This window comes from Pleionea sp. CnH1-48, assembly GCF_024124665.1.
GTDB lineage: Bacteria > Pseudomonadota > Gammaproteobacteria > Enterobacterales > Kangiellaceae > JAMXSB01.
In genome coordinates, this window is sequence record NZ_JAMXSB010000015.1 from 33,627 (window position 1) to 48,432 (window position 14,806).

Annotated in this window: 11 protein-coding genes; 6 read left to right on the forward strand and 5 right to left on the reverse strand. The window is 42.2% G+C overall.

What is annotated here, in order from left to right; all coding sequences use genetic code 11:
* Positions 1-14 precede the first annotated feature (14 nt).
* Positions 15-1,025, reverse strand: a complete 1,011-nt coding sequence (locus NH399_RS20725) for a nucleoid-associated protein (protein ID WP_253043110.1) — start codon at positions 1,023-1,025, stop codon at positions 15-17.
* A gap of 282 nt (positions 1,026-1,307) precedes the next feature.
* Between NH399_RS20725 and NH399_RS20730 the strand changes: the two genes are divergently transcribed.
* The gene (locus NH399_RS20730) at positions 1,308-1,640 is read left to right on the forward strand and encodes a hypothetical protein (protein ID WP_253043111.1); all 333 of its coding nucleotides are present in this window, start codon (positions 1,308-1,310) and stop codon (positions 1,638-1,640) included.
* A gap of 309 nt (positions 1,641-1,949) precedes the next feature.
* On the forward strand, positions 1,950-5,327 hold the full coding sequence (locus tag NH399_RS20735; protein ID WP_253043112.1) for a tetratricopeptide repeat protein: 3,378 nt from the start codon (positions 1,950-1,952) through the stop codon (positions 5,325-5,327).
* A gap of 73 nt (positions 5,328-5,400) precedes the next feature.
* Here NH399_RS20735 and uvrA read toward each other — a convergent pair whose 3' ends face one another.
* The gene (uvrA, locus tag NH399_RS20740) at positions 5,401-8,238 is read right to left on the reverse strand and encodes an excinuclease ABC subunit UvrA (RefSeq protein ID WP_253043113.1); all 2,838 of its coding nucleotides are present in this window, start codon (positions 8,236-8,238) and stop codon (positions 5,401-5,403) included.
* A gap of 101 nt (positions 8,239-8,339) precedes the next feature.
* On the opposite strand from uvrA, the gene NH399_RS20745 reads away from it, so the two are divergent.
* The 4 genes from NH399_RS20745 to NH399_RS20760 all read left to right on the forward strand — a co-directional run bounded on the left by NH399_RS20745 (position 8,340) and on the right by NH399_RS20760 (position 11,332).
* Positions 8,340-9,701 (forward strand): MFS transporter, encoded by a 1,362-nt coding sequence (locus NH399_RS20745; RefSeq protein ID WP_253043114.1) that lies wholly within the window; start codon positions 8,340-8,342, stop codon positions 9,699-9,701.
* Positions 9,702-9,872: 171 nt separating this feature from the next.
* Positions 9,873-10,448 carry a single-stranded DNA-binding protein gene (gene ssb / locus NH399_RS20750; RefSeq protein ID WP_253043115.1) on the forward strand — a complete coding sequence of 192 codons (576 nt, stop codon included), beginning with the start codon at positions 9,873-9,875 and terminating at the stop codon, positions 10,446-10,448.
* A 124-nt stretch (positions 10,449-10,572) separates the two neighbouring features.
* Positions 10,573-10,917 (forward strand): hypothetical protein, encoded by a 345-nt coding sequence (locus NH399_RS20755; RefSeq protein WP_253043116.1) that lies wholly within the window; start codon positions 10,573-10,575, stop codon positions 10,915-10,917.
* On the forward strand, positions 10,907-11,332 hold the full coding sequence (locus tag NH399_RS20760; protein WP_253043117.1) for a hypothetical protein: 426 nt from the start codon (positions 10,907-10,909) through the stop codon (positions 11,330-11,332). Before NH399_RS20755 ends, NH399_RS20760 begins: the two co-directional genes overlap by 11 nt.
* An 80-nt stretch (positions 11,333-11,412) precedes the next feature.
* On the opposite strand, the gene NH399_RS20765 is transcribed toward NH399_RS20760, so the two are convergent.
* From NH399_RS20765 to NH399_RS20775, 3 genes are all read right to left on the reverse strand, one after another.
* On the reverse strand, positions 11,413-12,084 hold the full coding sequence (locus NH399_RS20765; RefSeq protein ID WP_253043118.1) for a hypothetical protein: 672 nt from the start codon (positions 12,082-12,084) through the stop codon (positions 11,413-11,415).
* A gap of 149 nt (positions 12,085-12,233) precedes the next feature.
* On the reverse strand, positions 12,234-14,087 hold the full coding sequence (locus tag NH399_RS20770; protein WP_253043119.1) for a M48 family metallopeptidase: 1,854 nt from the start codon (positions 14,085-14,087) through the stop codon (positions 12,234-12,236).
* A 211-nt stretch (positions 14,088-14,298) separates the two neighbouring features.
* Positions 14,299-14,727 (reverse strand): GFA family protein, encoded by a 429-nt coding sequence (locus NH399_RS20775; protein WP_253043120.1) that lies wholly within the window; start codon positions 14,725-14,727, stop codon positions 14,299-14,301.
* Between the last annotated feature and the right edge of the window lie 79 nt (positions 14,728-14,806).

Sequence of the window (14,806 nt, forward strand, 5' to 3'; positions counted from 1 at the left end):
AGATAGCCCTTTTTTTAGTCCTCTGAATTATTCAAATACTTTGCTAATTGCGCTTTGAGTGATTTAGGTATCTGTTTAAAAGTTAACGAGCCTGTTTGCGCATCATAGATAATCTCTTCACCGTACATATCTGAAGAAAAGCTAATACTAAGATTCTTGTCTCGACCGAAAAAGCGCACGTACTTCTTTAGACTGGCTCGATCCGTAAAAATTTCATTTCTACTTTCTGGTTGATTTTCGTTAACAAAGTTAGAAAAGTGTTCTGGCTGTTCTTCGTCAAGTTGGCTGGACAGATCTTTGATATCAATGGGGCTTCCCGATGTATCTTGATCAATACAGTACTCTACAATTTTGCTTTTTAGTTGCTTCGCCATCGGCGCTTCTAAACTTTCGGTATATTGATCAACAACCTCTAGAAATTGCTCGGTTTGTTCTTTTAGATCAACACTAGAAATAAAGCCAGAGAACTTTAAGAAGGCCGCAGCCAGATCTTTATTACCCTTTGCTGCGATAAGGGAGAAGTATTGATCCCAGCCATCGACTTTCCATTGTTCTATGTCGATTTTAAAGGCATAGGTCAGCTTGCTTGTATTGATAAATTCAAGAGGTTCTGTCTGCAAGTCTCCGCCAATTTTTGTTGCATCTGAGTGGTTTACCCAGAAGCAGTAAAAGAAGTCTTGTTCCATTAAGGTTTCGACAACAAAGAGTATATGCCCACTAAAGGCATCATTCATTGCATCCAGTTGCTGTTTCAGGTGGTTCATAACTCTATGTGTAAAAGAAATAAAAGACGATTTCTCTTCTTCGAGCTCTTTTAAACCAGCAGGCATAGGGTTATCGCTGATATCAGGATCAAAAAGACCATATTGTTTTTGAGCATTACGAGTAAAGGTCATTTTCAACTGCTCAAATAATGAAGCCATAGGGCCTTCTAGAGGGTGTTCTTCGGGCTTTAGCTTAATACTGAGATTGGCACCGGGTTGAGCGCGTTCGACTTTGTGAATGATGCAATGCTTAATGGTCATAAAATATACAAAAGTGTGAGGTCGTTCGGAGGGTTATTGTAACGGAAATTGGCCTGGATGCCAGAAGCTTTTCAGTTGCTGTGAGTTCATCATATCACACACCGAGCCTTCAGTTGATGTCGGAGTAAGTTGTGTATAGTATGAGCGCACCTGGATGGCTTTCAGGTTATGAAGATTTACAAGGAACTTTTAACTTTCTTATCTATTTGTTTTTTATCAATATTTCTGCAAGAGATGTTGGCTGAACATTTAGAGCTAATCATTATTAATTGGAGATTATTTATGAGAGGTTTATTGCTGATAGGTTTATTCTCACTGTTTTCTGTGTCGGCATTGGCGGGAAACACAACCGCTAAAATTGAGAAAATATTGATGTATGAAGAAGGGGATCTTGTCTATGTTTATCCTGAAGGGGGCGTGAAAAATCCTGCTTCTTGCCATGGTGCTAATGGTGACTACTACTCTTTTAAAATGAGTCGCCCAAGAGCAAAGGAATACTTGAGTGTTCTTATGGTGGCTTTCACTGCGCAGAAAGATGTTTTTTTTAGAAGTCGAGAAGCTTGTATTGATCAATCTGTTTCAGAAACACTAAGTTACTTTGTGATTCACCGATAACAGCTCCATTTTAATTTGACCCAAGCTTTATCGTTTTGCTATTTATTAAAAATCCTGGGGACTTGAGCCTCCAGGATTTTTATTTCTTTGCTACTCTTTCGGAGCTACTCGCAAGTGCTACATTCGACGGTCATTAAGCCCAATATCATGAAGCGTCGTCGGTTACTACTTTGGGATATATTTAATAGAAGGAGCTTAGATGAACTTAGTAAAATTTGAGTTCACTCTATAGTGTTTTATTAGTTATTGCGTATCCAGAAGTAATCCAAGTATTATCGAGTTAGTATTTAGTTAAAAGGATATTTAAAGATGAGACAGCATATTTTGTTATGGGTGATTATCTGTTTGCTATTGGTTAGCTCAGCTGGTTTCTCGGTAGAATCTAGTGCAAATGGGCAGTTAGTTAATTCATCTATTAGCGCTGAATTGCAAACTCAACCATTGAAACATCATCAAGCTGTCATTTATCAGCAGTTGTTTGCACTGCAAAAACGCATAGCAGAATTGGAAGTTCAACTTGCATCGCAGAATATTGACACTCAGAACCTGATCAAACATGAGAGATTCCTAAACTCTCTCAAACTAGATTTGAATAAGTTGACTTTGGATATTCGGACAATAGAAAAACTTGAATCGGAGAAGCATTTAACACTTAAGGAGCGGATTTCAGATATTACCTTTAGCACAAATATGTGGGGAGTTATTCTCTCTTGCTTTGGATTAGTCATTACCGTCGGCGCTATTTTTCTTGGGTTCTCGACTCGTCGAAAAGCAGTATCGGAGGCAAGAAAAGCCGCGGGTGATTATGCTAAAGAATGGCATGAAAAGCACGAGGGTGAGTTATTAGAGAGGGCTGATACAAAGTTTAATGAAACTCAGGTTAGCCTAGAGCATCGACTAAAAGATCTGGAAGATGGTGCAAGGGCTGAAATTAAGACAATCACCGAGAGTATTGAGGTTGAAGGTGGCGCTAAAAAGACAGGTATTAGTAGATCTGATAGGCGCTCCATTAAAGAATTATTCGTAATGGCTGTAGATAGCTATAATGATAAAGAATACGGTACATCGCTTTCTTTAATCGATCAAGTTCTGGAATTGTTGGTAGATGGTGATAGGTTTCTTTATACAAGAGCATTGATGATTAAAGGCGTTATTTTTGAAAAGTTAAATCAATATAAAGACGCTATTTCTTTATTTGATGTATTGATAGCAGAGTTTAAGGATAACCCTGAGGTAGGTATCCAGGAGCAAGTTGCTCTAGGGATGCTAAATAAAGGAGTGACTTTAAGTCAGCTGAAACAACATAAAGAAGAGGTTGAAGTTTATGATGCATTGATAGCAGAGTTTAAGGATAACCCTGAGGTAGGTATCCAGGAGCAAGTTGCTCGAGGGATGTATAATAAAGGAGTGGCTTTAGGTCAGCTGGAACAACATAAAGGTGCATTTGAAGTTTATGATGCATTGATAGCAGAGTTTAAGGATAATCCTGAGGTTGGTGTCCAGGAGCAAGTTGCTCGAGGGGCGCTAAATAAAGGAGTGGCTTTAGGCCAGCTGGAACAATATAAAGAAGAGCTTGAAGTTTACGATGCATTGATAGCAGAGTTTAAGGATAACCCTGAGGTAGGTATCCAGGAGCAAGTTGCTCGAGGGATGTGTAATAAAGGAGTGGCTTTAGGTCAGCTGGAACAATATAAAGATGCGCTTGAAGTTTATGATGCATTGATAGCAGAGTTTAAGGATAACCCTGAGGTAGGTATCCAGGAGCAAGTTGCTCGAGGGACGCTAAATAAAGGAGCGGCTTTAGGCCAGCTGGAGCAACATAAAGATGCGCTTGATGTTTATGATGTATTGATAGCAGAATTTAAGGATAACTCTAAAGTAGGTATTCAGGAGGCAGTTGCTCTAGGGATGCTAAATAAAGGAGTGACTTTAGGTCAGCTGGATCAATATAAAGAAGAGGTTGAAGTTTATGATGCATTGATAGCAGAGTTTAAGGATAACCCTGAGGTAGGTATCCGGGAGCAAGTTGCTCGAGGGATGTGTAATAAAGGAGTGGCTTTAAGTCAGCTGAAACAACATAAAGATGCGTTTGAAGTTTATGAGGCATTGATAGCAGAGTTTAAGGATAACTCTGAAGTAGGTATCCAGAAGCCAGTTGCTCGAGGGATGCTAAACAAAGGAGTGGCTTTGAGTCAGCTGGAACAACGTAAAGATGCGCTTGATGTTTATGATGCATTGATAGCAGAGTTTAAGAATAACTCTGAGGTTGGTATTCAGGAGCCAGTTGCTCGAGGGATGCTAAATAAAGGAGTGACTTTAGGTTGGCTGGAACAATATAAAGAAGAGGTTGAAGTTTACAATGCGTTGATAGCAGAGTTTAAGGATAATCCTGAAGTTGGTATCCAGGAGCAAGTTGCTCTAGGGATGCTAAATAAAGGAGTGGCTTTAGGCCAGCTGGAACAATATAAAGAAGAGGTTGAAGTTTGCGATGCATTGATAGTAGAGTTTAAGGATAACCCTGAGGTAGGTATCCAGGAGCAAGTTGCTCGAGGGATGCTAAATAAAGGAGTGGCTTTAGGCCAGCTGGAACAATATGAAGAAGAGGTTGAAGTTTACGATGCATTGATAGTAGAGTTTAAGGATAATCCTAAGGTAGGTATCCAGGAGCAAGTTGCTCGAGGGATGCTAAATAAAGGAATGGCTTTAGGCCAGCTGGAACAACACAAAGATGCGCTTGAAGTTTACGATGCATTGATAGCAGAGTTTAAGGATAACCCTGAAATTGGCATCCAAGAGCTGGTTGTTCAAGGAATGTGTAATAAAGGAATGGTTTTAGTTCAGCTGGAACAATATAAAGGTGCGCTTGAAGTTTATGATGCATTGATAGCAGAGTTTAAGGATAACCCTGAAATTGGTATTCAGGCTCGGGTTGCTCAGGGTATGCTAAATAAAGGAGTGGCTTTAGGTCTGCTGGAGCAACATAAAGACGCGCTTGAAGTTTTTGATACACTGGTAGCAGAATTTAAGGATAACTCTGAAGTAGGTATCCAGAAGCCAGTTGCAAGAGGGATGCTAAACAAAGGAGTGGCTTTGAATCAGCTGGAGCAACATAAAGGTGCGCTTGAAGTTTTTGATACATTGATAGCAAAATTTAAGGATTGCCCTGAAGTTGACATTCAGGTTCAGGTTGCTCTAGGGATGTTTTATAAAGGGAGCTTTTTAGGTAGAAGTGGGCAGTTTGAAGGAGCTATTAGAGCGTATGATGCTTTTCTTTCTCACGTTAAAGACAACGAAGAACATGATGATATTAAAAAGCTTATTGGTGGTGCTTTGGCTAATTCTGCTGAGCTTTCTTTAGTAATTGAAACAGAGGAGCAGACTCTGAATAGAATTACTATATGTGAATCTGGAGAGCCAGATTCACAAACTATTGCAGTTATGACCTTCTTACGGTTTTTGTTAGATCAATCTACTGCAGATGCTATTTTACTCGCTGTTAAAAATATCCCTAATAACGAAGTTACTTGGCAGTTTTCCGAGATAAAATCTTTCTTAGATGAACACTTTACCGGCAAAAAGTTGAAGCAAATATATGCCGTAGTTGCTTTTTTTGAAGAGCATAAAAACGTTAATAAATTGGAGCATGAGCTGCTAATAGACAATATGAATGATGAAAGTACCAAGTAATACTACCGAAAGTGAATATTAGTTCGTCAATTAATAAAAAAAGGAGAAGCTTAGCTTCTCCTTTTTTGTTTCGCTACTTCTTTGCTTTTTTCGCTAGCATGGGTTTTAAGAAGCGCCCTGTGTGCGAGGCTTTCACTTTGGTTACCTCTTCGGGTGTTCCTGTCGCAATAATCTGACCACCTTTATTACCACCTTCTGGGCCTAAGTCAATCAACCAGTCTGCAGTTTTGATGACGTCCAGATTATGCTCGATCACCACTACCGTATTGCCATGATCTCTAAGTCGATGCAATACCGTGAGCAGTTGATTCACATCATGGAAGTGCAATCCAGTGGTTGGCTCGTCCAGAATATAAAGGGTTTTTCCAGTATCCCGCTTACTTAATTCTCGTGAAAGTTTTACTCGTTGCGCCTCACCTCCAGAGAGTGTCGTCGCGGCTTGTCCTAAACGAATATAAGACAAACCAACATCCATCAGGGTTTGCAGCTTTCTGGCAATCGCAGGCACAGCATCAAAAAATTCTCGAGCATCTTCAACGGTAAGGTCGAGTACTTCGTGAATGTTTTTTCCTTTGTAAAGGACTTCCAGAGTTTCACGGTTATAGCGTTTACCTTTACACACATCACAAGGAACATAGACGTCAGGTAAGAAGTGCATTTCGACTTTAATCACACCGTCACCCTGACAGGCTTCACAACGACCACCTTTCACATTAAAGCTGAATCGTCCAGGTTTGTAACCCCGTGAACGTGCTTCGGGGGTAGCAGAGAACAGCTCACGTATTGGAGTGAAAATACCTGTGTAGGTTGCTGGGTTAGAGCGGGGTGTACGGCCAATCGGGCTCTGGTCGATGTCCACCACCTTATCGAAGTTATCCATGCCTTCATAACTTTTGTGTGGTGCAGGAGTATGAGACTCTGCACCGTTCAAGTCATGGGCAGCAAGTGGGTAAACCGTATCATTGATTAACGTTGATTTTCCTGATCCCGAAACACCAGTGACACATGTGAATAAACCGACAGGAATTTCTAAATCCACATCTTTTAGATTATTCCCGGTCGCGCCAAACAGTCTAAAGATCTGCTCTTCGTTAACAGGCGTTCGTTGTTTCGGAATGCTGATTTCTTTTTTGCCAGAAAGGTATTTTCCGGTCAGCGACTTACGTGATTTACAAACTTTTTCGAATGTCCCCTCGGCAACAATTTCTCCACCGTGCACACCAGCGCCTGGGCCGATATCAACCACATAATCAGCCAGTCGAATAGCATCTTCATCGTGTTCGACAACAATGACTGTATTACCTAAGTCGCGCAAGTGAGTCAGTGTTTTAAGGAGTCGCTCATTGTCGCGTTGGTGCAAGCCAATGGATGGCTCGTCGAGTACATACATCACGCCAACGAGTCCAGCACCAATTTGGCTAGCTAAACGAATACGCTGTGCTTCACCACCTGATAAAGTATCGGCGCTACGTTCCAGGGTTAAATATTCCAGACCCACGTTCACCAAAAAGCCAAGACGAGCTTGAATTTCGGCGAGGATTTTGGCAGCTATCTTGCCTCGTTTGCCAGCAAGTTTGAGCTTGTTAAAATAATCAAACGCATCGCCAATCGGCATGTGAGTTACTGTAGGCAGATCCATTTTTTTAATGAATACGTGACGCGCTTCTTCGCGCAAACGACTGCCATCGCAACTCGGACAGTTTTGCGTCGTCATGTATTTCGACAGTTCTTCTCTTACTGCCTGAGACTCAGTCTCGCGATAGCGCCGTTGCATGTTTGGAATAACACCTTCGAAGGGATGATTACGAACGTAAACATCGCCTCGGTCATTCACATAATTAAATTCAATGGATGTACGTCCACTGCCATACAAAATGCACTTTTGGATTCTCTTTGGCAGACTTTGATAGGGGGCTTCGATATCAAAGTCGTAATGTGCCGCGAGTGATTGCAACATGTGGTAGTAATAAATACTGCGTCTATCCCACCCTCGTATGGCACCGCCAGCGAGAGACACCTCGGGATTAATAATGACTCGCTCAGGATCAAAAAATTGATCCACACCTAGACCATCACACTCTGGGCATGCTCCTGCTGGGTTATTAAATGAAAACAGACGAGGTTCTAGCTCTGTCAAACTATGACCACACTCTGGACAGGCAAACTTTGCCGAGAAGAGTAAGTCGTCTTTGTCACCGTCCATAAAGCTGATTTGAGCCAGACCTTCGGCCATGTCGAGTGCAGTTTCAAAAGACTCGGCGATACGTTGCTGTAGATCTTGGCGAACTTTCAGGCGGTCGACAATGACTTCGATAGTATGTTTTTTATGCAGGTCTAGCTTAGGCGGTGAAGCGACTTCGATGATGTCACCGTTAACTCGAGCACGAACAAAACCTTGGGCCTGCAACTCTTGAAACAGTTGAACATGCTCCCCTTTACGATTTCGAACCACAGGTGCTATCAACATGACTTTGGTGCCTTCGGGCAATGCCAACACCTGATCAACCATTTGGCTGACGGTTTGAGCTTCTAGCGCAATGTCGTGCTCAGGACAGTGTGGTGTGCCTACACGAGCAAACAACAGACGCAGATAGTCATATATTTCGGTGATGGTACCCACCGTTGATCGTGGATTATGAGAGGTTGATTTTTGTTCAATTGAGATGGCGGGAGATAGCCCTTCAATATGATCAACATCGGGTTTTTCCATCAAAGACAAAAACTGGCGGGCGTAAGCCGACAGGGATTCTACGTAGCGACGCTGACCTTCGGCATACAAAGTGTCAAAAGCCAGAGAGGATTTTCCTGAACCTGAAAGGCCCGTTATGACGATCAGTTTGTCTCTGGGCAGGGTTAAATTCACATTTTTCAGGTTATGGGTGCGTGCACCACGTACTTCTATATTTTCCATCGTGTATAATAGCCGCCTTTTAGCTTTGCCGATGTCTTCGGACCGAATTATTAAGATGAACTGCGTATCTTAATACGCACCGCCATCAGGAATCCAGTTAAATGAACTCGATTGAAAAGCAGACGGCTATATCCTTAAGTCTGATTTTTGCTACCCGCATGTTAGGGTTGTTTATGGTGCTGCCAGTATTTGCTGTTTTAGGCCAGCAACTGGATGGGGCGACACCCTTACTGATTGGTTTAGCCATCGGTGCTTACGGTCTGACACAAGCCATTTTTCAAATTCCCTTTGGCCGTTTATCAGACCGGTGGGGACGTAAACCCATTATTCTGATTGGCTTAATCTTATTTGCTCTAGGCAGCGTGGTTGCCGCATTTTCTGAATCTATTTATGGCGTAATATTCGGACGTTTATTGCAAGGTGCTGGTGCAATCGCCAGTGCGGTGATGGCATTAGCGGCTGATTTATCTCGTGACGAACAACGCAGCAAAGTGATGGCGTCTATCGGTATGAGCATTGGTTTGGCATTTACCGTTGCCATGTTTGTTGGACCCTGGTTGGCGCAATGGCAGGGGCTGTCAGGAATCTTTGGGGTGACAGCGGTTCTAGCGGTTTGCGGTATCTTAATTATTCAATGGTGGACTCCTACACCCAAACATCAGATGCTGCAAAGAGATGCAATTGCGGGTAAAGGCCAGATCCGAAAACTGATTCGTCATCCTCAACTGTGGCGGCTGAATTGTGGCATTTTTACTCTACATTTTTTAATGACAGCTTTCTTTGTCAGCTTTCCATTAAAACTGGCTGATTGGAATATGAACCTCGCTGATAGTGGATGGCTCTATTTAGTTGTAATGCTAATTGCTGGTGTGCTGATGGTGCCCTTTATCATCTTGGCTGAAAAAAAGTGGCTGCATAAAGCTGTGATGGTGGGGATCATTGTTTCAATCGCTCTGCTAGAGGCGGGTTTTGTTGCCTACGTGGGGCCCATGTGGGGACTGGTCCTGCTTCTAGGATTGTTCTTTACTGGCTTTAATGTGATGGAAGCCTTGTTTCCTTCACTGATTTCTCGTATTGCTCCGGTGTCAGAAAAAGGCGCAGCATTGGGAATATATTCCACCAGTCAGTTTTTAGGTGCTGCACTAGGTGGACCCATTGCTGGTTGGTTAGTGCAAACTCATGGCGGTGAAGCAGTGTATTGGGCGAGCGCAGTGTTGGCTCTATTGTGGGCCGTTGCGGGGTTAGGTCTTAAATCTCCTCCACGCCTGACAAGTTACACTATGACGGTTCATAGTATGGTCGAAGACAACTATGCCGAGCTGTTAAAAGACATTCATGCAATAGAAGGTGTGGCAGAAGCTATTGCGTTACCTGAGGCTGGGGCTGTGTATTTAAAGGTGGACAAGAGCCAGTTTGATGAGGCGGCACTTCAGGCTCTCAAGAGTAACCAGGGGAAAAGCTAGGCCAACGCACCTAGCCTATCGTGTCCTGAGCGCTTATCTGTTAGACTGCCAGCATAAAGAATATATTATGTCCGTTATGAGGGCATGTTAATATCGGTGCAAACCGAAAGTTGTTCATTTAAGCACGCGTCGTGTGAATTACGATGAAAATCGTAAAGGAGAAAAAAGTTCATGGCCAGTAGAGGCATTAACAAAGTCATTTTGGTAGGCAATCTAGGTAATGATCCTGAGATTCGCTATACCCCAAGCGGTAGCGCAATTGCTAATTTGAGCATTGCAACGTCTGAAAGTTGGAAAGATAGAAACACAGGTGAGCCAAGAGAAAAAACCGAGTGGCACCGTGTGGTTATTTTTGGCAAGTTAGCCGAGATTGCTGGTGAGTATTTGCGCAAGGGCTCTCAGGTTTATCTGGAAGGAAAACTTCAGACCCGTAAATGGCAAGATCAACAAGGCCAGGATCGTTACAGCACCGAAGTCGTTATTGATATTGGCGGTGTTATGCAGATGCTAGGTGGCCGTACCGGTGGTGAAGCAGGTATGGGACAAGGCGGTGGCTATCAGCAACGTCCTCCACAGCAACAAGGTGGCTATCAGCAGCAAGGCGGTGGTTATCAACAACAAGCTGCTCCTCAGCAGGCTGCTCCGCAAGCGGCACCACAACAGGCTGCTCCTCAGCAGGCGCCAGCACAGCAACCTGCAGGCGATGGTGGCTTTAATGATGCATTTGACGATGATATTCCGTTCTAAGACGAGAATCTTCAATTAGTCATTGCACTAAAAGCCCGTAAATTGTTTGCTCAGTTTGCGGGTTTTTTGTATCTGAAGTGTTTGCTTATTAGCAACTTTAGAAAAGTAACAAGTGATAAAGAAGATGGAGTTATCAAAACCAGAATCGTGGCGATGCCCAGATTATTTTTGCCCTGAAAGTGATGGAGTATGGGAAATATCCGAATTGAAAGCTTTGGCGAAGGAAGTGCTCAAGCGAAGCCTTGGATTTTGTGTGGTGTTAGATATTGGTGAGCAGACATGTGTCTTTGTGTCGGTTTTTAAAGGCAATATTAAGTTAGGCGAAGTTTATGTAAATAGAAAGGATAATCATTTTAACGAGCCAATCTTTAGCGTGTTTTATGGAAAGGAGGAGAATGAGTTTCACAGTTCGTCATACCCGCTGTGCGCTAAGAAACTTTTGTCTTCAGATGGTTTTGTTGGCGAATAAAATCAAAACTAAATATTTAAAAGGATTAGAAGTAATGGAGAGAGAAGCAAGTACAGAGCTTTGGGCTGTTGTTGCTAACATAAGAAGAGATATTCCTTATGGACCCGGCGGTAAAGAGATAAGAAATGGTACGAATCAATTCAGAGGTGGTGCTAAAGTTCATATTATTGGTGCCTATTTTGGCATGTGCGAAAGCATTATTGCTGTCGGCCAACATTGCAAAACAGGTAAATATGTCAGGTGTGTTATTAGGGCTAATGCCATCGAGAATATGAGAGTTAAAAAAATTTATAGCCGCTCAATATGGGATAGGCTTGATGATTACCAACCAACTGGGGCTTCAATAACGGTATCTAAGGAAGAGGCTGAGAACTTGATGAAATGTATTCCGATTTGGTGCGAACTGTATTTTTAGCATCTGCAATATAGGAAGAGAGAAGCGCATGATGCTTTAGCACTTCTCTCTTTCGTCCACTAAAGGAAGATATCTAAATATTAATACAACCCACTTCTATCACAACGAAGTGTCATCACTGGCGCATAGAGATTATCGATCATTGTTCCGTTAGCGCATTGTGCTCTAAGGTTGAGTAGATCATTCGCTACCGGAAATACACCGCCTACCAAGTTAAACTCTTCGTACAACTGGCAGCCTGGATCGGTTGGATCACAGTTGTTTGTCGTTGCCCAGTCGACACAAATATTTTTAATATTCTGGTGATCAAAGCTTTGATAGTTAAAGTATCCTGCGATAGGATTTTTTAACGGGTTTTGCACTTTATAGCCACCAGGACCATTCACCGATAAGTGGGTTAAGTCACCAGGGCAAGCAGCCTGATCATACCATTTAAAGGTTAAATCGTGTTTTAGTTGATTATCACTGGGATTAACGACTTCCCAGGTCCAGTTTTCGGGAAGCTCCCAAGTCGGTGTGTTGCGGAGACTCACGGTAACAAAGGGCACCTCACGGTCTCTATCAAGAATCTGCTTGATAAACGCGTAGCCCTTGTTAGGTTGGTCCGTTAACTCTAAGTCCAGATTGTAATGTCTGCTTTTGTTTTTTTGATAAGCATCGTCGGCATAAATAGCATTTAATCCAGCCGACACCATCAATAAAAAAGTGACATTGCAGATTTTCTTAAGTGTTTTCTGATATAGGTTATTCATCCTGATTCTCCTGTTAATTGAATATCCGGTAAGGGCATAGCACCATTAAGTGATAAGCCTTACTGACTAATACAGGAAGCAATCAAAAATGCGGACAAAAAATAACAAATAATGTTTTAGGAGTGCTGGATCACACTCCTGCTGATTACTTAGAGAATTTGGGTTCCCACTTCGCTAACAGACTTGAATAGCTGACTGTGCTCTTTTTTCGAGATACCAAACACTGGAATTGGAGTATCTAATGAGTCTAATATGGCATTGAGCACGTCATCATCGTCAGTAAACATTCCGGTTGTTTTGATGGCAAACACGATAACCGGGTTACTGGGGTAGTGTTTCACTACTTTCTGTGCCAGATAAATCTCTTTTACTTTATCTACCGTCAACAGTTGATTGGCAATATGTGTGACCAGTTGTTTATCAAGATTTAAGGCCACAATTTGATCCGTTGGTAGTAGCTCTCGTCTTTCTTTTTCGGCGAGTAGATCAATTTCGTCCTGACGTCGAAGTTTTGCTAACCATTCGTTGGCTTCGTCAGTGCGTTCTAGCTCTATCAGGAAGGTGTAAGCTATTTCGCAAGCACTTCTAACAAAGTCATCAGACTCACAGGCTTTTTCAAGTTTGGCTAAACCTGAGTCATCCTTTCGTTCGAGTTTCATCCGTCCTACTATAAAGTCGCCTTTGAGGTCACTGGGGAAGTTCTGGTTATAGCGATCAAAGAGGACAAATGCTTCATCTGGCGAAGCAAACTTATCGGTGAAGTAAGCCAGCTCCCATTGCTCGTCCTGAGTCAATGATGCTTCTGCTTTTGCTTTGAGTTCTGAGAAGCGACGTTTTTCTTCTTGAGTTTCTTTGTAGTGTTCTTGCCATAGTGGAAGGTTATGTTGCTTCCATAAGTTGTCAAAATCATTAATGAGCACATCAAGGTGTGCATCGAGCAGGCAATGTGCAGCGCTTTTATCTAATGGCTTCGGAACTACAGATAGATCACCCAGAGCTCGCAGTCGATCTTTAAGCGCTGGGTGAGTGTTATGGTAAGTGGTTTCTACTTTTAGTGCCTGTTTGATTCTTTCTAGAACTTCCTTTTGTCCTTGTTGATTTTTTTGGACAAATTCATAAAGCCCCAAAAATGGCGACGTTGTAGGTTCAGGAAAATCATCGGCTTCTTTAAAGAATTCCTGCCAGTAGTGTTCTTCTAAATAAGGTGCCGTGGCATAAGTGTTCACAAGTGCAAGGCTTGCATCCTGGTTGGAAGTGATCTCTGCGGATACTTTGTCGGCTTCATATTCATTAAGCCGAGCCAGTGCAAACGAATAAGCTGAGAACCGAGGTGCATACCAGTCGAAAAATGCTCTTAATGGAGCTGTAACCCAACCACCTTGTTGGTCCAGAGCATACATAATACGCTCCCAAGACTCTCGGACTCGATAAATCCACCCGTTAAATTTACTATGATTACCTGACAGATGCCCTAGTTCATGTGCAATCACTGCCTTAGCTTGTTCTTGCGACAATGTGAGTAGTAATTCAATACCAAGAAACAAGGTGTTGTGATAGAGCCCTAAAGCACCAAAGCGGGGTGTCTGAGAAATCGCGGCATTAAAGTCAGCCGTTAAGATGACTTGATGAATCTTTGGAGTTTTTAAGGATTTCTGCATGGCCTTAAGTTCTTTAAAAAGCGTAGGACACTCTTTTTTCGTAACCTTGTATCCTTCGGGCTTGGGCCATTTTATCCATATTGATTTAAATAGAACCCAAATCATAATAAGCAGAGGAATGATCAATTTTTTCTTAAGTAAAAGAATCAAAAAGAATGAACTATAAAAGGCCAGAGCCACCGTACCCGAAACCAGACCAATAAGAGAAATGATTAAACCAAAAATAACGCTATAGCCTAATAGTGAATAAAAAAAGAGCTTGCGTTTGTATTTGTCTTGGTTGTTATTTAAATCTTCTTCCGCCTGATGTATCAGCGCTTCTAATTTTTCTTCCGAAATCGACATAATGTAACAGCCCTCCTTGGGCTTGAATATAGCAATAGTATAAATTTTAGGCGCAGTAGTGTAGAAAAGTTATCTTTTCTTTGCAATGACTACTCTTAAACATTAGCTCCTTTGTATAGCTTATTACCTGGAAGTGATTTTTTGGGGCTTGCAATAATAAAGTTTTGGTTTGTCTAGCTTAGTTCCTTGAATTTATTGATTAACACGGAGTTTATTGAGTTGCATAGAGTTGATGGATAAGCTCTTTAATTTCTGGCATGTCAGAATATTTTTTACCAGAGTCTCCAACTTGATCCCACTGAGCTTTGGAATCCATAAATAAATGAGCGCCCATTTCTAATTCATCTGAGTTCTCTAAGGCACCAACAGGTATCCAGGCATGTTTTTGGTCTCTCATTTCGTTTGCCGTTGGACTGCCACAAGTCTTGCAAAAATCAACTCGGTAACCACTGTTTTTGATAAAAGACTGAATATTATTTTCGCCCGATATCCAGCGCAGTTGCTCGATAGGAATGATTAAAGAAGAGTTGCAGGCAGAGCTTGTTACTCGACGGCACAAGCTGCAATGGCATTGATACATCGCGGGGAGTGGCTGAATAATTTCAAACTGAACGGCTTCACAAAGACATTTTCCTAACATAGTTCTCTCTGTCATTAATTGGGCAGGCTCGCTAGGGTAGCATTATCTGTGGCTCATGTAGTTTGCAACCGTATTACTA